A 16,670-nucleotide genomic window follows, 5' to 3' on the forward strand; every position below is an offset into this window, starting at 1 on the left:
GTCACGTCCGCGACGGGTGCCAGGAGGGAAGATTCTCCGGGCTCCGCGGATAGGCCTCTTGATCATCTTCGAGCATCTCGTCGGTGTAGTCACCGCCGAACGGCGGGCTGTCGTAGTCGAACGCGGTCTCGAGGTTCCCGTCGGCGGTGAGGGTCATCGTCGCGTTGTACCAGGTGCCAACGCCCTGCTCGTACATGCTGGCTCGAAGCTGTCCGATCGCGAAGTGGGCGTCGGCACTGATCCCCTGAGAGGGATCGACCTCTCCGTTTGGCCGCTCGATCGCCAATGTGGTCTCGTTTCCGGAGGTAACAGCAGTAGCGGTGAGGGTGATCCGCCGCCATTCTTTCGATGCGGACGCCGCCATCGCCGCACCGATTCTCTTCAGCAGGTCGGGATCTGGTGTCATGGCGTTTCACTCTCCGCGGGTCGTGGTGTGTTGTAGATGAACCGTTCCATTCTCTTGTCGTCGATCCACCAGGTCAGCTGCAGGGCGTCGGGGCGAGGAGTGTCGCTGGCATAGATCAGCGCGACCTCGACCTTGACGTCGTGCCCCGCCTCAATGCCTCGCCGCCAGGCATGCTCCGCGCTCTTGTACTGCCCGAGGTTGACCTTATTGCCCTCCATCGCTGCAAGATTGATGGTATCGCCCGGTCCCTGGAAGATTCGGGCGAACAGATGGCCGGCGTGATCACCCGGCAGCTTCCCGATCAGTTGCGCCTGCGCCGACTTGTCGCGAGGGTGCTCAAGATCGACGACGTCGAGCCTGGCCGAGGCGTGGGTCACCCGGCCGAGATGATCAGTCGTGTACGTGAAGCGATCATCGACCACGATCGTGCTGTCCGGCGGCGGCTTGCTCAGCTGATCCTTGTGATCAGGATTGCCGGTCGAGAGCCGGATGGGTCCTGCGTCGTCCGGTCGCTCCCGATCTTCGCTCGGTTGGCTCGGCGGGTGCGGCCCGGCATGATCGACGTCGCCCGACCGGTCGCCGTCGGCCGGGCGTTGGTCGGCGTGACCGTACTCCTGGTGCAGCTCCGTGGCGACCAGCAGGACGGTCCGGCCGTCCCCGGACTTGTGCCAGGTCTTGTCCTCGGGCGTGGTCTGCCAACCGAAGACCGGGTTCGCGCGGGCATCGACCTCGGCGTGCTCCGGGCGGTCGAACCCGTTCTCCAGCACGACCGTCTTGCTCGCGTACCTGCTCAGATCCGGATGACCGTTGTCGGTGTAGCTGACCCCCTCTGGATAGCGGTCACGGAGTGATTCGCTGGTCGGCTGGGTCGTCCCAGCGAGGTCCGGCCGAGCGCCGGCTTCGCCCAGGTGGAAGGACTGGGGATCGCGGGTCTGCTCGGTGATCTCGTAACGCCGATAGACCAACTCGTCGCGCCGGCTCAGATCGCCGGGAGGAAAGGGCTGATCCCGGTGCTCCATCCAGCCGGTGGCCACGTAATCCCGCTGCCGGGCCGGCTCGATGGGTCTGTTCTCGGGCCCCTCGACGGGAACAGTACGAAAGTGCTCCAACGCCGCGTCCTGCCGGTCGTAGTGCTCCTGCCGCCGGGCCGCACGCTCGTCGGGCGGGCCCCACACGGACTTGTCCCGGATCCGGTGTCGCGCCAACTCGAGTTGACCGGCCTGTCGTCCGTCCTCATGATCAGCCGCTTCGTACCGCTCGTACTCCTCGCGGGAAACCCCGCGGTCCGCGGCCTCGGCGATCCGCGCCTCGCGGATCTCCGCGACGCGACTCAACCGGTCCGACGCAGGCCCCGGGCGTAGCTCTGCGGGACCTGGACGATCAAGATCGGATCGGTCGCCCTCACGAGCCCGATCCGAGTCCGGAGCGCGGTCAACTCCTGACGGATCGTCGGCAACGCCTCGCAACTCCCGCATCGCTCTCGCTTCACGCCACGTGCCGACTCGGTGCTCAGACCACGATCATGGTCCGTCCGGTCGGCAGCACCCACCGGACGGACCAGGACGCTCGACTACTCTGCGGCCTTCTTGCTGCCCATCCGGTTGGTGATGAAGCCCCAGATGATCAGCACGATCAGCGAGCCGACGATGGCCAACAGCCAGGTGCGCAACGAGAAGAACTCACCCAGGCCGGTGCCGAAGATCAGGCTGCCGATCCACCCACCGAGCAGCGCGCCGACGACGCCGAGAATCAAGGTGGCGATCCAGCCACCGGCCTGCTTCCCCGGCAGGATCAGTTTCGCAATAGCTCCCGCAACCAGGCCCAACAGCAAGAATCCAAGAAAGCCCATGTCGATCTCCCTTTATTTCGTAGTTGGACGCACCCAACGTAGCGCTACTTACCCGGTTCCGGCGACGCTGAATCGCGCGAAATTCTCGCGTCGGCGACCGCGTCATCAATCCGTGATTTTCGCCCGGCCCGACGGGCTGCGATTCCGGTCGGCCGGGGTTGACCTCAACCCTTCTTGAAGTCCTACCGTCACGGTCATGGAACTCAGCAGAGCGGGCCTGGCCATCGATCTCGCCGACGGGATCCCTGCCCAAGCCGCACGGTACGAAGAACTTGGCTACGGCGCGTTGTGGATCGCCGGCGGTCAGCTGACCTCGTTGGCGCCGATCGGTGACCTGCTCGCGGCGACCCGGACGACGACGGTCGGCACCGGGATCATTCCGACCTCGGTCTATCCGGCACCGGAGGTGATCCAGACCTACGCCGATCTTGAGCGCACCGAGCCGGGGCGATTCCTGGTCGGGCTCGGCGGCGCGCAGGCGCCGAAATCGCTGCAGGCGCTGCACGACTACCTGGATCAGCTCGACCGCTCCGACCCGGTGCTACCGGTCGACCGGCGCTACCTGGCGGCCCTCGGGCCGCGCAAGGTCGAGCTGGCGCGGGACCGGTTCGCCGGGGCGATCACACTGCTGGTCACCCCCGATTTCACCGCCCGGACCCGCGACCGGCTCGGTTCCCGACACCAGATCGTCGACCTGCTCGTGGCGCCCGACCTCGACGCCGAACGGGCCCGGGCCGCGGCGCGGGAGACCCTCGGCTTCCTGGTCCGGGTGCCGGGCTATCGCGCCCACCTGACCCGGATCGGCTTCGCCGAGACCGAGATCGACCGGCTCGACGACTGGCTGGTCGATGCCATCGTGCCCCGCGGCGACACCGCGACGATCGCGGCCGCGGTCCGGCAGCACTGGGACGCCGGCGCCGACCAGGTGATCATCAGCCCACTCGGCGGCACCGACCGGGACGAGTTCCTGGCCGAGCTCGCCGACCTGCTGCGGTTGCCGGCCGATCAGCACGCGACCTGAGCGACGCAACGATCTTGGCCGCGCGGGAAAACGATCTTGTCAGGGGCGCTGCCAGGCGTCCTCGACGGCGCGGATCGCCTCGGACAGGGTGAGCCCGGTCTGCCGGGCCACGGTGGCGAACCGGGTCGCGGCCTCGGTCACCGCGTCGGTCGGGGTCGACTGGAGCGTGACGAAGGTGCCCTTGCGGCCGTGAGTGGTGATCACTCCGTCGGACTCCAGCACCCGGTAGGCCCGGGCGACCGTGTTGACCGCCAGCCCGATGTCGCCGGCCAGCTGACGTACCGTCGGCAATCGGGCGCCCGGCTCGAGCCGGCCGTCGGTGATCATCGCGGCGAGTTGGCTGCGCAGTTGATCGAACGGCGGGACGGCCGAAGCCGGGTCGATGTCGATCGTGATCATCGGATCCCGCTCCGTCATCGGTGACTCCTGGAGCTGATCATGGTCCGCAAGCCTAACCGGCCGGCTGGTTGCCCGTGGTCAGTCGAGCAAGATCGCATCCAGCAGGGCCACCGCCGGGCGATCGGGCTCCAGCCAGTCGACCGCAGTCAGCTCGGTCCGGGTCAGCCAGCGGAGCCGGTCATGGGAATCGCCGGCCGCCGGTGCCGGCTGCCCTCCGGTGAGCGCCGCGGTCCAGACCCGCAATTCCCAATCGGGGTTGATCGGCCACGGGGCACCGTCGGTGAGCTCGTCGCGGACCGCGATCGCGACGCCGAGCTCCTCGGCGATCTCGCGGGTCAGCGCTTCCGCCGCGGTCTCGCCGGGGTCCACCTTGCCGCCGGGGAACTCCCACCGGCCGGCCAGCTCGGCCGGACCGCTGCGCCGGGCCGCCAGCACCCGGCGCGGCCGGCCGGGATCGTCGAGGATCGCGGCCGCGACCACCAGCCGGGTCGGTGCTCCGGATTCCGGCACGGCTCGCTGCCTCCACGGTGAGCGACGGGTAGGGTCGCGGCTGATGCTACTGGCCGACCTGATCCCCGCCCCGACCGAATCGGGCTCCATCGATCCCGACGCGGTCTTCGAGGCGTTCGTCGACTGGTCCATCGAGCGCGGCTGGGCCCCGTATCCGGCGCAGACCGACGCCTTGATCGAGATCGTCTCCGGCTCCAATGTGATCATGGCGACGCCGACCGGCTCCGGTAAGAGTCTGGTCGCGACGGGGGCCCAGTTCGCCACCCTCGCCGCCGGCGGGACGACGTACTACACCGCGCCGATCAAGGCTCTGGTGTCGGAGAAGTTCTTCGCCGCGACCGAGTTCTTCGGGCCGGACAAGGTCGGCATGCTGACCGGTGACGCGAGCGTCAACCCCGGGGCGCCGATCATCTGTTGCACCGCCGAGGTGCTGGCCAACATCGCGCTGCGCCAAGGCGGCGGAGAGTCGCGCGATCGGGCCGGCATCGACACGGTGATCATGGACGAGTTCCACTACTACGCGGAGCCGGATCGCGGCTGGGCCTGGCAGGTGCCGCTGATCGAACTGCCGCAGGCCCAGTTCCTGTTGATGTCGGCCACCCTCGGCGACATGACCCGGTTCGAGGCCGACCTGAAGCGCCGCACCGGCCGGACCACCGCGGTGATCAGCTCCGTCGAGCGGCCGATCCCGCTCTACTACTCCTACGTCACCACGACGCTGCACGAGACCATCGAGGAACGGCTGGAGTCCCGCGACGCCCCGATCTACGTGGTGCATTTCAGCCGGGCCGCAGCGATCGAGCAGGCCCAGGCGATGGCCAGCCTCAAGGTGGCCAGCCGGGAGGAGAAGGACAAGATCGCCGAGCTGATCGGCGACTTCCGCTTCTCCGCCGGCTTCGGCAAGACCCTGTCCCGGCTGGTCCGGATGGGCATCGGCGTGCACCATTCCGGGATGCTGCCGCGCTACCGCCGGCTGGTCGAGCGGCTGGCCCAGGCCGGACTGCTCAAGATCATCTGCGGCACGGACACGCTCGGCGTCGGCATCAACGTGCCGATCCGGACCGTCCTGCTCACCTCCCTGAGCAAGTACGACGGGGTCAAGCCGCGGCTGCTCACCGCGCGCGAGTTCCACCAGATCGCCGGCCGGGCCGGCCGCGCCGGCTACGACACCGCCGGCAACGTCGTCATCCAGGCTCCCGATCATGTGGTGGCCAACGAGAAGGCGCTGGCCAAGGCCGGCGACGATCCGAAGAAGCGGCGCAAGGTGGTGCGGAAGAAGCCGCCGGAGGGAACGGTGGGCTACGGCCAGCCGACCTACGACCGGCTGATCGCGGCCGAGCCGGAGCCGCTCGAGTCGAGCTTCGCGGTGAGCCACGCGATGGTGATCAATGTGATCGCCCGCGGCGGCGACTGCTTCGCCTCGATGCGGCGGCTGCTGACCGACAACGACGAGCCCGCCGTCCGCCGCCGCAAGCATGTCCATCGGGCAATCGAGATCTACCGCGGCCTGCTGACCACCGGGGTGGTCGAGCCGCTGCTGGACGGAACGGGAGCCCGGGTCACCATCGACCTGCAGGAAGACTTTGCGCTGAACCAGCCGCTGTCGCCTTTCGGACTGGCGGCGTTGGATCTGGTCGACTTCGAGGCCGAGAACTACGCGCTGGACATCGTGTCGGTGATCGAATCGATCTTGGAGGATCCGCGGCCGATCCTGATGGCACAGCGCAACCGGGCCCGTGGTGCCGCGATCGAGGCGATGAAGGCGGAAGGGATCGAGTACGAGGAGCGGATGGAGCTGCTCGAGGACATCACCTATCCGCGGCCGTTGGCCGAGCCGCTGGAGCACGCGTACTCGGTCTATGCCCAGACCCACCCGTGGGTCCTTGATCATCGGCTGGCGCCGAAGTCGGTGGTGCGGGAGATGGCCGAGCAGGGGATGACGTTCACCGAGTACGTCAGCAGCTATCAGCTGGCCCGCTCCGAGGGCATCGTGCTCCGCTACCTTTCCGATGCGTACAAGGCGTTGCGGCAGACCGTGCCGGAGGCGATCCGGACGCCGGACCTGGCCGACCTGATCGAGTGGCTGGGCGAGCTGGTGCGGCAGGTCGACTCCAGCCTGGTCGACGAGTGGGAGGCGCTGAGCCACCCGGGCGCGCAGCCGACCGAACACCGGCTGGACGAGCGCCCGACCCCGGTCACCCAGAACCAGCGGGCCTTCCGGGTGCTGGTCCGCAACGCGATGTTCCGCCGGATCGAGCTGGCCGCCCGGCGCCGCTGGAACGATCTCGGCGAGCTGGACGGCGAGGGCGGCTTCGACGCCGAGGCCTGGCGCGAGGGGATCCAGCGCTACTTCGAGACGCACGACGAGATCGGCATCGGCCCTGACGCCCGTGGGCCGAGCCTGCTGCTGATCGACCGGCAGTCCGACCACCTCCGGGTCCGGCAGATCGTGGACGACCCGGCCGGCGACCACGACTGGGTGATCGAGGCCGAGGTCGACCTCGCCGCCAGTGACGAGGCCGGCGAGGCGGTGATCCGGGTGGTCGGTTTCGGTGAGCAGACCGGCTTCGCCGACGACCCTCGCTGAGCCCCGAGCCTGATCGGCTTAGGTTCACCTCACCTATAGTGGTTCGGTGAGCACCGGGGACGGGACCTGATGGACTTCTGGCGCGACTGGCCGTATCCGCTCGCCCTGTCGATCTTGTTCCTGGTCATCCTGCTGCGGGCCAACGCCACCTACTGGCTGGGCCGGGCGGCCAACGCCGGCGCGAACCGGACCCGGCTGCAACGGATGCTGGAGTCGGCCGGCTATCGCCGGGCGCGGGACCTGGTGGTGCGCTGGGGTGCGCCGGTGATCACCTTCTCCTTCCTCACCATCGGCCTGCAGACCTTGATCAATCTTGCCGCGGGAGTGGTCCGGATGCCGTACCGGCGCTATCTGCCGGCGATGTTGATCGGCGGCGTGCTCTGGTCGTTCCTGTACGCGACCTTCGGGTTCGTCTCGTTCGAAGTCTGGCAGCGGCTCTACGAACGCTGGCCCGGGCCGGCCGTCGCGCTGCTGATCGTGCTGGTGTTGATCTTGATCGGCTTCATCGTGTGGCAGATCCGGCGGCCGCGGGAGACTGCCGACGATGATCATCCGCCGGTGCGGGGCGTCGATCGTCCGGCCGGGCGGGATAACGTGGGCTCGTGACCTTCGATCCCGCGCTCTGGCAGCCGGTTGCCGGCTTCGATTTCACCGACATCACCTATCACCGCGCGGTCGACGCGCCGGTGGTCCGGGTGGCGTTCGACCGGCCCGAGGTGCGCAACGCGTTTCGCCCGCACACCGTCGACGAGCTCTACCGCGCTCTTGATCATGCCCGGACCAGCTCCGACGTCGGCTGCGTGCTGTTGACCGGCAACGGCCCGTCGCCCAGGGACGGCGGCTGGGCCTTCTGCAGCGGCGGTGATCAACGGATCCGCGGCCGCTCCGGCTATCAGTACGCGGACGGCGACGAGCCCACCGACCCGGCGGCGATGGGGCGGCTGCACATCCTCGAGGTGCAACGACTGATCAGGTTCATGCCCAAGGTGGTGATCGCGCTGGTCGGCGGCTGGGCGGCCGGCGGCGGGCACAGCCTGCACGTGGTCTGCGACCTCACCCTGGCCAGCGCCGAGCACGCCCGCTTCAAGCAGACCGACGCCGACGTCGGCTCGTTCGACGCCGGCTTCGGCTCGGCCTACCTGGCCCGCCAGGTCGGCCAGAAGTTCGCCCGGGAGATCTTCTTCCTCGGCGAAACTTATGACGCCCAGGACGCGTACCGGATGGGCATGGTCAACCGCGTCGTCCCGCACGCCGACCTGGAGACCACCGGTCTCGACTGGGGCCGCAAGATCTGCGGCAAGAGCCCCACCGCCCAGCGGATGCTCAAATTCGCCTTCAACGCGATCGACGACGGCCTGATCGGCCAGCAGGTCTTCGCCGGCGAGACCACCCGGCTGGCGTACATGACCGACGAGGCCGTCGAGGGCCGCGACGCCTTCCTGGAAAAGCGCCCACCCAACTGGCGCGACTTCCCCTATTACTACTGATCCGGGCTGCCGTTGACCTTGCGTACACTGACTTCATGTCGCTGAGCGCAGCTGAGTTCTACGAGGCGGGCATGGCCCTGCCTCCTTCGGTGCGCAAGGATGTCGCGTTGCAGCTGCTCGAATCGGTCGAGGTCGTCGATCAGGAGACGCTCGATGACGACTGGACCGACGAGATCATCACACGGATGGAGGACATCCGCAGCGGCAAGGTTCAGCCGGTCCCCGGCGATCAGGTGTTCGCCGAGTTGGCCGGCCGGCGGGATGCGCGCAACGGATGAGCGTCGGCTTCGGCTTCCACCCGGAGGCCCGGGCCGAGTTCATGGCCGACATTGACTGGTACGACGGTCGTGACGCAGGTGTCGGAGCACGCTTTGTAGCCGGAGTTCGGGCAGCGATTGACTCGGCAGCCGAGGCTCCGGACGCCTGGGCGACCTGGCCGGGCTGGAATCGCGACCCGATCGTGCGTTCGAAGGGTGTAACCGGGTTTCCGTACCGTGTCGTCTACTTCGTCGCCGAGAACGGTGACCTGATCGTCCTCGCAGTGGCCCACAGTAAGCGGCGACCCGGCTACTGGAGAGACCGAATCAGCCCTTGATCAGTTCGCCTCAGACCACGCCGTAGAGACGGTCGCCGGCGTCGCCGAGACCGGGGACGATGTAGCCGACCTCGTTCAGGCGTTCGTCGACGGCGGCGGTGACCAGGTGGCAGGGGACCTGGAGATCATCGAGCAGGCCCTCGACCCGGGCGATGCCCTCCGGCGCGGCCAGCAGGCAGATGCAGGTGATGTGATCGGCGCCGCGGGCGACCAGATATTTCACCGCCGCGGCGAGGGTGCCGCCGGTGGCCAGCATCGGGTCGAGCACGTAGCACTGGCGGCCGGACAGATCCTCCGGCAGCCGCTCCGCGTACGTCGAGGCCTCCAGAGTCACCTCGTCCCGCACCATGCCGACGAAGCCGACCTCGGCCGTCGGGATCAGCCGGGTCATCCCCTCCAGCATGCCCAGTCCGGCCCGCAGGATCGGCACCACCATCGGCCGCGGCTGGGCCAGCTTCACGCCGACACAATTGGCGATCGGGGTGCGCACGGTGTGTTGGGTGACCCGCACCTCCCGCGTCGCCTCGTACGCCAGCAGGGTGACGAGCTCCTCGGTCAGGTGCCGGAAGGTCGGCGAGTCGGTGCGTTCGTCGCGCAGGGCGGTCAGTTTGTGCGCCACGAGGGGATGATCGACGACCCGAAGTTCCATGCCTAGAGGGTGCCACATCGTCCGAGCGGTGGCAGAGTCAAGAGCAGGTATCGAATGGCCCGGCAAAGATGTGCTTGTTGACTCGTTCTGACACCATTGGGTGGCGAATGAAGGGATGCGTGATGAGTGACTTTGACGACGACGAGTACGAGTCGTTCGACCTGGGGCCTGCGCGTGGGCGGGACACGGCCGGCGACCGGACCGATGCTCGGAGTGCGGAGGAGGACTTGGCGGATTCCGATGATCTTGACGAGGACGACGATGACGACGACTTCGACGATGATGACGACGACGATGACGATGATGACGACGACTTCGACGATGATCTTGAAGACGCGACCGAGGACGAGATCGACTTCGTCGTCGCCGCGTACCGGGAGGACGGTCAACCGGTAGCCCAGGCACTGCAGAAGGACCTGGCCAACGATCTTGAGGAGTTGATCGAGGTGCTGCGCCGGTTGCCCGGCGACGGCGGCTCCCTCGGTTTCGTCTCGCTCACCCAGTCGGTGTTCGTGATCGCCCGGGTCCGGGGCCGGCTGGTGCAGGTGCTGCTGTCCGACGGCGGCGCCGGCGACGAGTGGCCGATCGCCCGCGACGTCGCCGACTATCTCGGCCTGGCCGTGCCCGACGGCGACGACCCGTTGGGTGACCTCGATCTGTTGAACGATCTCGGCATCGGCTCGTTCGAGTTGGAGGCGATCAGCGGCGACTTCGAGGAGTCCAGCGAGGATCTGGTCTATCGGATCGTCGACAAGCTCAAGATCGGCGACGAGGTCCGCCGGGTGGTCCAGTCCAGCTTCCGGTGATCATCGTGATCATGGAGTTGTCGATCACTCGTCGCGGCTGAGCCCGATGGCCAGTCAGTGGGATCCGGCGATGCGGATCGCGCTCGATCAGGGCCGGGCGGCCGCAGCCAAGGGCGACGTCCCGGTCGGCGCCGTCCTGCTCGATCCGGCCGGCGCCGTGCTGGCCACCGCCGGCAACGAGCGGGAGCAGACCGGCGATCCGACCGCCCATGCCGAGCTGCTCGTGCTGCGCCGGGCGGTCGCGACCCTGGGCCGGGAGGCCTGGCGGCTGGAAGGCTGCACCCTGGTCGTCACCCTCGAGCCGTGCACGATGTGCGCCGGGGCCCTGGTCCTGGCCCGGATCCGACAACTGGTCTTCGGCGCGTACGACCCCAAGGCCGGCGCCGTCGCCTCGCTCTTCGACGTCGTCCGCGATCGTCGGCTGAATCACCGGGTCGACGTGATGGGCGGCATCCTGGCCGAGGAGTGCGGCGCGCTCCTCTCGGACTTCTTCGGCCAGCGCCGCTGATCCGATTCGCGTCCGGCGCCGACGATTGGGTAATCTCTCCCGCGGTGGCGTGTCTGAGCGGCCTAAAGAGCGCGCCTCGAAAGCGCGTGAGGTGAAAGCCTCCGCGGGTTCAAATCCCGCCGCCACCGCTGAAGGGAAGCCCGCGTCCGGTCTCGGACGCGGGCTCTTCCTGTCGAAGGGCAATCCATGGCGGTGGGAACACCAAAGTTCTGCGTGTGGTCACCGGCGAACTGACGAACAAGATCGACCGCCCGTGCCTACCCGGATCAATCTGATCGACGGGCAACGGCTCGCGTCGCTCATGATCAGGTTCGGGGCCGGTGTCCAGGCGACGCAGCCGCTCAAGATCGTCGAGATCGACGAGGACTTCTTCGAGTAGCGCCAAAGTGTTCGGTGGAGTTTCTTTCTCTTGGACCGAACAAATCCGAAAGTGTTCGGTACAGTTTGTTTCTGTCAGACCAAACAAACCAGGGGGCAGGATGCCGGGCGGGCGGCCATCGCGACAGGCGGTGTATCAGCGTCTGGAGGACGCGCTTGCCGACCTGCGCACCCGCCTGGGCGGCATGCCGTCGCCCGACGAGGCGAGCGACATCTGGACCGAGATCTGGCACCACGAGGCTCATCATTCGACTGCGATCGAGGGCAACACCCTCGTGCTCAGCCAGGTCCGAAAGCTGCTCGATGAAGGGCGGGCGGTCGGCAGCAAGGAACTCCGGGAATACATGGAGGTCGAGGGGTACGCCACCGCGGCCCGCTGGGTCTACGAACAGGCCCACGGCTTGGGCACCTGGACCGACGGCGAACTGCTGACCCTGCACGAGGTGCGATCGGTCCACCACCAGGTGATGGGGCTGGTCTGGGAGGTCTCGCCGCACGCGAATGCCACGCCCGAGGAGACTCCTGGCAACTGGCGTCGACACGAGATCCAGCCGTTCGGCGGTGGCATGAAGCCGCCGCCGTTCACTGAGATCGACGCCCTCATGCGGGATTGGGTCGCTGAGGTCAGTCAACTCGTGAGCGCCGACGAGGCGACGCCGTTTCCCGAGCGGCTCGCGCGGATGCACAACGATTTCGAGCGCATCCACCCGTTTCTCGACGGCAACGGCCGCACGGGCCGGCTTCTCCTCAACCTCGTCTTGGTGCGGCTCGGCTATCCGCCGGCGATCGTGTTCAAGAACGATAGGTCTCGCTATCTCACGGCCATGGAACGCGCCGACGGTGGCGAATATGGCCCGCTCGGCGAGCTGCTGGCCCGTGCGATCACTGACAACCTGCACCGTTTCATTGTTCCCGCCGTGGCAGGGCCGGCCCGGCTGGTCCCGCTCGCGAGCCTGGCCGGATCCGACTTGTCGCTCACGGCGAACGCCCTGCGCACCGCGGCGGTCCGAGGACGGCTCCGGGCGCAGAAGCAGCCGGACGGCACTTGGATGTCGTCGCGGAACTGGGTAGACGACTATCTGCGACAGCGCTACCGGAGGATCTGATGAGCAACTTCGCGTTCGTCCGCTAGCCCCAGGGTCCTTATCACCCGCCTGGCCCGGTCCAGGGTGAGGGCTGGCTCACCTGAAATCTTGACGGTCGGCCAAAATATGCAGATGGAGATCAATCTCGACGGCATTCTGCTGGTCAGCGCCGTCGTGTTGATCGCCGCCATCATCGCAGCCCGGCTCGGCTCCCGGATCGGGTTGCCGTCGCTGCTGCTGTTCCTCGGGCTCGGCATGGTGATGGGCGACTCGGTCCTCGGGCTGCAGTTCTCCGATCCGGATCTGGCCCGGGCGCTCGGCTTCGGCGCGCTGGTGTTGATCTTGGCCGAGGGCGGACTGACCACGCGCTGGAACGAGATCAAGCCGTCGGTCGGCGCGGCCGGGATGCTGGCGACGGTCGGCATCTTCGTCAGCGTCGGGCTGATGACCCTGTTCGGGCATTTCGTGCTCGGCCTCGACCTCTGGCTCGCGGTGCTGCTCGGCGCGATCATCTCGCCGACCGATGCGGCCGCGGTGTTCTCGGTGCTCCGGCGGGTGCCGATCCCGCACCGGCTCCGCGGGGCGCTGGAGGCCGAGTCCGGGCTCAACGACGCGCCGACCGTGCTGCTGGTCGTGCTGGCCAGCGCCGCGGCGAGCGGGCACGACGACCACGGCGGCGGCCTCGCGGGACTGGTCGGGATCATCGCCCTGGAACTGGTCGCCGGGTTGGCGATCGGGCTGGCGCTCGGCTGGATCGGGGTGCAGATCCTGCGCCGGGTCGCGTTGCCGTCCTCCGGCCTCTACCCGCTCGCCGCGCTGGTCTGGACCGTGTTCGCGTACGCCGCCGGGGCCAGTCTGCACACCAGCGGGTTCGCCGCCGTCTACGTCTGCGCGCTGATGCTCGGCAACGCCCAGCTGCCGCACCGCGGCGCGACCCGGTCCTTCGTCGAGGGGATCGGCTGGATCGCCCACATCGGCCTCTTCGTCATGCTCGGCCTCCTCGCGACCCCATCCCGGGTGAGCCTGCAGGCCATCCTGGTCGCGCTCGCGGCCGGCGCCTTCCTCACCTTCGTGGCCCGGCCGCTCGCCGTCTACATCTCCACCGTGTGGTTCCGGTTCCCGATCCGGGAGCAGGCGTTCCTGTCCTGGGCCGGGTTGCGCGGTGCGGTGCCGATCGTGTTCGCGACGATCCCGCTGTCCGAGGACGTACCGGGTGGGATCTTCCTGTTCGACGTCGTGCTGGTCTTCGTGATCGTCTTCACCCTGCTCCAGGCGCCGACGCTGCCGTTGGCCGCCCGGCTGCTCAAGCTTGTCGATCATGAAGCGGCGCGGGACGTCGAGGTCGAGGCGGCGCCGCTGGACCGGATCTCGGCCGACCTGCTCCAGGTACGGATCCCGGAGGGTTCCCGGCTGGCCGGCGTGGAGATCGGCGAGCTGCGGCTGGGCAAGCACACCGTGGTGTCGCTGGTGATCCGCAACGATTCCCCGTTCCCACCGACCGGGGTGACCCGGATCCGGGAGGGCGACGAGTTGTTGATCGTGACCCCGGCGGCGCTGCGCCAGCAGACCGAGAACCGGCTGCGCAGCATCGGCCGCGGCGGTCGGCTGGCGCGCTGGCACAAGCCGGAGCCGGAGCTCTAGCCTTCGGGCCGGCTCAGCCCTCCGGGGCGGGGTCGGACGCCTTGATCGACGGCAGGCAGACCGCCTTGGCCTTCACCGGGAGCGTCGTCTTGGCCTTGTCGGCGAAGTGCTTGTCCCAGTTCCAGTTGTTGCCGACCAGGATGTCGACGCTGTGATCGACCCGGCCGGGCTCGACCCGCACGGTCGAACCGGGGAAGAGCTGCTTCACCAGCAGCACCTCGGGATTCTTCGCACCCTGGCCGACGATCACGGTCGCGTTGATCTTCTCCGCCGTGTTGGATTCGCGCTGGATCTTGAAGCCGCGGTCCCGCATCCGGATCCCGACGTCGCGGGCCAGGCCGCGCTTGCTGCCGCCGTTGTAGATGCTGACGCTGACCTGGCTGGCGGTCAGCGAGCCCTTCTTGATCGGCACCGAGACACACGGCGTGGGGGGCAGCGGCGGCACCGGCCGGAGCACGTTGGTGTAGCCCCACCAGGCGCCGTAGCAGAGGATCCCCAGCAGTACGAGGAGCGTCAGCGGCGTCCGCACGATGCGCCAAACTCGGCCGATCAACCGAACCACTCCTTCACTTTCCCCTGGGCTCCGCAGCCCGCCGCTGACCTTACTTCAGATCGAGTACGCGAGCATGCATGGTCTGCCGCTGTTGCAGCGCCGCCCGGAGGGCACGGTGCAATCCGTCCTCCAGATAGAGCTCACCGCGCCAGGCCACGACATGGGCGAACAGGTCACCGTAGAAGGTGGAATCCTCTTCCAGCAGTGCTTCCAGATCGAGAGTCCGTTTCGTCGTGACGAGCTGATCCAAGCGAACCTGGTGCGGAGCGATCGCCGCCCACTGCTTCTGGGCGTACCCGTGGTCCGGGTAAGGACGTACGTCACCGACACGCTTGAAAATCACTGTGACACTCTATTCACAAAGGTGGCAGGGGCCGAACACGGCCGCGTAACGGTTTAGGCGGCCCTTCCTCGGTGAGGTACTACCGTCTCGACGGGCGGATATGGAACTCTGATGCCCATGACCGAGCATGCCGAGCCGGCCGAATCCGGCACCGACTCCACCACCGAATCCGCGCCGGAAACGATCGAAGCCGCGCCGACCGAAGGGGCTCCGGCCGAGCTGCCGGAGGCGGTCGCCAAGATCGCCGAGGGGTACGCCTTCGAAGGGGCGTCGATCGAGCTGGGCGTCGTGGTCGAAGCTGATCAGCCGTTGCCCGCCGCGGTCGTCCGGCTGCCGCTGGAGATGATGAACCGGCACGGCCTGGTCGCCGGCGCGACCGGCACCGGCAAGACCAAGACGCTGCAACTGCTGGCCGAGCAGCTGAGCGCGGCCGGCGTGCCGGTGTTCGCCGCCGACATCAAGGGCGACCTGTCCGGGATCGGCGCCGAGGGCGAGGGCAGCGACAAGCTGCTGGCCCGGACCAAGGGGATCGGCCAGGACTGGCAGGCGAAGGCGTGCCCGACCGAGTTCTATGCGCTCGGCGGGCAGGGCACCGGGGTGCCGATCCGGGCCACGATGAGTTCGTTCGGCCCGGTCCTGCTGTCCAAGGTGCTCGGGTTGAACGACGTCCAGGAGTCCTCGCTCGGCCTGGTCTTCCACTACGCCGACAAGGCCGGGCTGCCGCTGCTCGACCTGTCCGACCTGCGCGCGGTGCTGCAGCACCTGACCAGCGACGAGGGCAAGGAGGAGCTGAAGGCGATCGGTGGCCTGTCCGCCGCGACCGCCGGGGTGATCCTGCGGTCCTTGATCACCTTCTCCGACCAGGGCGCCGAGGCGTTCTTCGGCGAGCCGGAGTTCGACAGCGCCGACCTGTTGCGGACGACGCCGGACGGGCAGGGCGTCGTGTCCTTGCTCGAGCTGCCGAACCTGCAGGACCGGCCGGCCCTCTTCTCCACGTTCCTGATGTGGCTGCTGGCCGACCTGTTCCATGATCTGCCCGAGGTCGGCGACGTGGACAAGCCGAAGCTGGTCTTCTTCTTCGACGAGGCGCACCTGCTCTTCAACGACGCCTCGAAGGCGTTCCTGGACTCGATCGCGCAGACCGTGCGGCTGATCCGGTCGAAGGGTGTCGGTGTCTTCTTCGTCACCCAGACGCCGAAGGACGTGCCGGACGACGTGCTGGCCCAGCTCGGCTCCCGGGTGCAGCACCAGCTCCGCGCCCACACGCCCAACGACGCCAAGGCGCTGAAGGCGACCGTCTCGACCTTCCCGAAGTCGCACTACGAGCTGGCCGAAGCACTGCAGCACCTCGGCATCGGCGAGGCGATCGTCACCGTGATGGACCCGGACGGTGCGCCGACCCCGGTCGCCTGGACCCGGATGCGGGCGCCGCAGTCGCTGATGGCCCCGATGCCGGCCGAGCGGCTGACCCAGACCGTCGACGGCTCGCCGCTGAAGGCCAAGTACGGCGAGGCCGTCGACCGCGAGTCGGCCCGCGAACTGCTGGCCAAGAAGCTCGATGCCGGAGCCGCCGCGGCCGCTCAGGAGCCGGGCCCCGACGTCGCCGTACCACCGCCGCCCGAGCCGGCCCCGGAGCCCCGCGGCCGCAAGGAGAAGAGCCTGATCGAACAGGTCACCTCCAACACGATGTTCAAGCAGCTGGTCAACACCGCCGGCCGCGAGATCATCCGCGGCCTCTTCGGCACCGCCCGCCGCCGCCGCTAACCCCCGCCGAGACGTCACTTATGCACGCGATTCTGCGGCGTGTCGGTGCACAAGTGACGTCTCGGCGAGGGGGTTGAGGGGGTCTGGAG

General features: G+C 68.1%; 20 protein-coding genes and 1 tRNA gene. 13 read left to right on the forward strand and 8 right to left on the reverse strand.

Features of this window, described 5'->3' with window-relative positions; all coding sequences use genetic code 11:
• Window position 1: 1 nt before the first annotated feature.
• From FNH24_RS05220 to FNH24_RS05230, 3 genes are all read right to left on the reverse strand, one after another.
• A complete protein-coding gene (locus FNH24_RS05220; RefSeq protein ID WP_152361082.1) occupies window positions 2-406 on the reverse strand; it encodes an antitoxin YezG family protein in 405 nt (134 codons plus the stop codon).
• Complete coding sequence (locus FNH24_RS05225; RefSeq protein WP_152361083.1) at window positions 403-1,740, reverse strand: DNA/RNA non-specific endonuclease; 1,338 nt, start codon at window positions 1,738-1,740, stop codon at window positions 403-405. Before FNH24_RS05225 ends, FNH24_RS05220 begins: the two co-directional genes overlap by 4 nt.
• A 236-nt stretch (window positions 1,741-1,976) precedes the next feature.
• Complete coding sequence (locus FNH24_RS05230; protein ID WP_152361084.1) at window positions 1,977-2,255, reverse strand: GlsB/YeaQ/YmgE family stress response membrane protein; 279 nt, start codon at window positions 2,253-2,255, stop codon at window positions 1,977-1,979.
• Between the two features lie 196 nt (window positions 2,256-2,451).
• On the opposite strand from FNH24_RS05230, the gene FNH24_RS05235 reads away from it, so the two are divergent.
• Window positions 2,452-3,276, forward strand: coding sequence for a TIGR03620 family F420-dependent LLM class oxidoreductase (locus FNH24_RS05235; RefSeq protein ID WP_152361085.1), 825 nt, complete (start codon window positions 2,452-2,454; stop codon window positions 3,274-3,276).
• Window positions 3,277-3,315: 39 nt separating this feature from the next.
• Here FNH24_RS05235 and FNH24_RS05240 read toward each other — a convergent pair whose 3' ends face one another.
• The gene (locus tag FNH24_RS05240) at window positions 3,316-3,693 is read right to left on the reverse strand and encodes a GntR family transcriptional regulator (protein ID WP_246186752.1); all 378 of its coding nucleotides are present in this window, start codon (window positions 3,691-3,693) and stop codon (window positions 3,316-3,318) included.
• Between the two features lie 60 nt (window positions 3,694-3,753).
• Window positions 3,754-4,185, reverse strand: coding sequence for a (deoxy)nucleoside triphosphate pyrophosphohydrolase (locus FNH24_RS05245; RefSeq protein ID WP_246186753.1), 432 nt, complete (start codon window positions 4,183-4,185; stop codon window positions 3,754-3,756).
• Window positions 4,186-4,228: 43 nt separating this feature from the next.
• On the opposite strand from FNH24_RS05245, the gene FNH24_RS05250 reads away from it, so the two are divergent.
• The 5 genes from FNH24_RS05250 (at window position 4,229) to FNH24_RS05270 (ending at window position 8,854) form a co-directional block, all read left to right on the forward strand.
• Window positions 4,229-6,772 carry a DEAD/DEAH box helicase gene (locus tag FNH24_RS05250; RefSeq protein WP_152361087.1) on the forward strand — a complete coding sequence of 848 codons (2,544 nt, stop codon included), beginning with the start codon at window positions 4,229-4,231 and terminating at the stop codon, window positions 6,770-6,772.
• A gap of 69 nt (window positions 6,773-6,841) precedes the next feature.
• Window positions 6,842-7,378 carry a DedA family protein gene (locus FNH24_RS05255; RefSeq protein ID WP_152361088.1) on the forward strand — a complete coding sequence of 179 codons (537 nt, stop codon included), beginning with the start codon at window positions 6,842-6,844 and terminating at the stop codon, window positions 7,376-7,378.
• Window positions 7,375-8,259, forward strand: a complete 885-nt coding sequence (locus FNH24_RS05260) for a 1,4-dihydroxy-2-naphthoyl-CoA synthase (protein ID WP_152361089.1) — start codon at window positions 7,375-7,377, stop codon at window positions 8,257-8,259. The genes FNH24_RS05255 and FNH24_RS05260 overlap by 4 nt, the downstream gene beginning before the upstream one ends.
• A gap of 35 nt (window positions 8,260-8,294) precedes the next feature.
• On the forward strand, window positions 8,295-8,537 hold the full coding sequence (locus FNH24_RS05265; RefSeq protein ID WP_152361090.1) for an addiction module protein: 243 nt from the start codon (window positions 8,295-8,297) through the stop codon (window positions 8,535-8,537).
• Window positions 8,534-8,854 (forward strand): type II toxin-antitoxin system RelE/ParE family toxin, encoded by a 321-nt coding sequence (locus tag FNH24_RS05270; RefSeq protein ID WP_152361091.1) that lies wholly within the window; start codon window positions 8,534-8,536, stop codon window positions 8,852-8,854. The genes FNH24_RS05265 and FNH24_RS05270 overlap by 4 nt, the downstream gene beginning before the upstream one ends.
• A gap of 10 nt (window positions 8,855-8,864) precedes the next feature.
• Here the strand turns inward: FNH24_RS05270 and upp are convergent, their stop codons facing one another.
• Window positions 8,865-9,503, reverse strand: coding sequence for a uracil phosphoribosyltransferase (gene upp, locus FNH24_RS05275; protein ID WP_152361092.1), 639 nt, complete (start codon window positions 9,501-9,503; stop codon window positions 8,865-8,867).
• A 122-nt stretch (window positions 9,504-9,625) separates the two neighbouring features.
• Between upp and FNH24_RS05280 the strand changes: the two genes are divergently transcribed.
• From FNH24_RS05280 to FNH24_RS05305, 6 genes are all read left to right on the forward strand, one after another.
• Window positions 9,626-10,309 carry a tRNA adenosine deaminase-associated protein gene (locus FNH24_RS05280; RefSeq protein ID WP_152361093.1) on the forward strand — a complete coding sequence of 228 codons (684 nt, stop codon included), beginning with the start codon at window positions 9,626-9,628 and terminating at the stop codon, window positions 10,307-10,309.
• Between the two features lie 46 nt (window positions 10,310-10,355).
• A complete protein-coding gene (tadA, locus tag FNH24_RS05285) occupies window positions 10,356-10,817 on the forward strand; it encodes a tRNA adenosine(34) deaminase TadA (protein WP_152361094.1) in 462 nt (153 codons plus the stop codon).
• A 43-nt stretch (window positions 10,818-10,860) separates the two neighbouring features.
• A tRNA-Ser gene (locus FNH24_RS05290) sits at window positions 10,861-10,945 on the forward strand.
• A gap of 125 nt (window positions 10,946-11,070) precedes the next feature.
• Window positions 11,071-11,196: a hypothetical protein gene (locus FNH24_RS32415; RefSeq protein ID WP_281351001.1), complete on the forward strand. Its 126-nt coding sequence runs from the start codon at window positions 11,071-11,073 to the stop codon at window positions 11,194-11,196.
• 130 nt (window positions 11,197-11,326) lie between these two features.
• On the forward strand, window positions 11,327-12,301 hold the full coding sequence (locus FNH24_RS05300; protein WP_246186754.1) for a Fic family protein: 975 nt from the start codon (window positions 11,327-11,329) through the stop codon (window positions 12,299-12,301).
• Window positions 12,302-12,406: 105 nt separating this feature from the next.
• Complete coding sequence (locus FNH24_RS05305; protein ID WP_152361096.1) at window positions 12,407-13,921, forward strand: potassium/proton antiporter; 1,515 nt, start codon at window positions 12,407-12,409, stop codon at window positions 13,919-13,921.
• A 13-nt stretch (window positions 13,922-13,934) separates the two neighbouring features.
• Here the strand turns inward: FNH24_RS05305 and FNH24_RS05310 are convergent, their stop codons facing one another.
• Window positions 13,935-14,474: a LytR C-terminal domain-containing protein gene (locus FNH24_RS05310; RefSeq protein ID WP_161606006.1), complete on the reverse strand. Its 540-nt coding sequence runs from the start codon at window positions 14,472-14,474 to the stop codon at window positions 13,935-13,937.
• Window positions 14,475-14,523: 49 nt separating this feature from the next.
• The gene (locus FNH24_RS05315; RefSeq protein ID WP_152361098.1) at window positions 14,524-14,817 is read right to left on the reverse strand and encodes a type II toxin-antitoxin system VapB family antitoxin; all 294 of its coding nucleotides are present in this window, start codon (window positions 14,815-14,817) and stop codon (window positions 14,524-14,526) included.
• A 111-nt stretch (window positions 14,818-14,928) separates the two neighbouring features.
• Here FNH24_RS05315 and FNH24_RS05320 point away from each other — a divergent pair, with 111 nt between their 5' ends.
• Window positions 14,929-16,581 (forward strand): helicase HerA-like domain-containing protein, encoded by a 1,653-nt coding sequence (locus FNH24_RS05320; protein ID WP_246186755.1) that lies wholly within the window; start codon window positions 14,929-14,931, stop codon window positions 16,579-16,581.
• Window positions 16,582-16,670 lie beyond the last annotated feature (89 nt).

This window comes from Microlunatus speluncae, assembly GCF_009299835.1.
GTDB classification, from domain to species: Bacteria; Actinomycetota; Actinomycetes; order Propionibacteriales; family Propionibacteriaceae; genus Microlunatus; species Microlunatus speluncae.

Excerpts from the sequence above, each read along its gene's own strand:
- FNH24_RS05220 (WP_152361082.1), bottom strand. The coding sequence starts at position 406 with ATGACACCAGATCCCGACCTGCTGAAGAGAATCGGTGCGGCGATGGCG.
- FNH24_RS05230 (WP_152361084.1), bottom strand. The coding sequence starts at position 2,255 with ATGGGCTTTCTTGGATTCTTGCTGTTGGGCCTGGTTGCGGGAGCTATT.
- FNH24_RS05235 (WP_152361085.1), top strand. The coding sequence starts at position 2,452 with ATGGAACTCAGCAGAGCGGGCCTGGCCATCGATCTCGCCGACGGGATC.
- FNH24_RS05240 (WP_246186752.1), bottom strand. The coding sequence starts at position 3,693 with ATGACGGAGCGGGATCCGATGATCACGATCGACATCGACCCGGCTTCG.
- FNH24_RS05250 (WP_152361087.1), top strand. The coding sequence starts at position 4,229 with ATGCTACTGGCCGACCTGATCCCCGCCCCGACCGAATCGGGCTCCATC.
- FNH24_RS05255 (WP_152361088.1), top strand. The coding sequence starts at position 6,842 with ATGGACTTCTGGCGCGACTGGCCGTATCCGCTCGCCCTGTCGATCTTG.
- FNH24_RS05265 (WP_152361090.1), top strand. The coding sequence starts at position 8,295 with ATGTCGCTGAGCGCAGCTGAGTTCTACGAGGCGGGCATGGCCCTGCCT.
- FNH24_RS05270 (WP_152361091.1), top strand. The coding sequence starts at position 8,534 with ATGAGCGTCGGCTTCGGCTTCCACCCGGAGGCCCGGGCCGAGTTCATG.
- upp (WP_152361092.1), bottom strand. The coding sequence starts at position 9,503 with ATGGAACTTCGGGTCGTCGATCATCCCCTCGTGGCGCACAAACTGACC.
- FNH24_RS05280 (WP_152361093.1), top strand. The coding sequence starts at position 9,626 with ATGAGTGACTTTGACGACGACGAGTACGAGTCGTTCGACCTGGGGCCT.
- tadA (WP_152361094.1), top strand. The coding sequence starts at position 10,356 with ATGGCCAGTCAGTGGGATCCGGCGATGCGGATCGCGCTCGATCAGGGC.
- FNH24_RS05305 (WP_152361096.1), top strand. The coding sequence starts at position 12,407 with ATGCAGATGGAGATCAATCTCGACGGCATTCTGCTGGTCAGCGCCGTC.
- FNH24_RS05320 (WP_246186755.1), top strand. The coding sequence starts at position 14,929 with ATGCCCATGACCGAGCATGCCGAGCCGGCCGAATCCGGCACCGACTCC.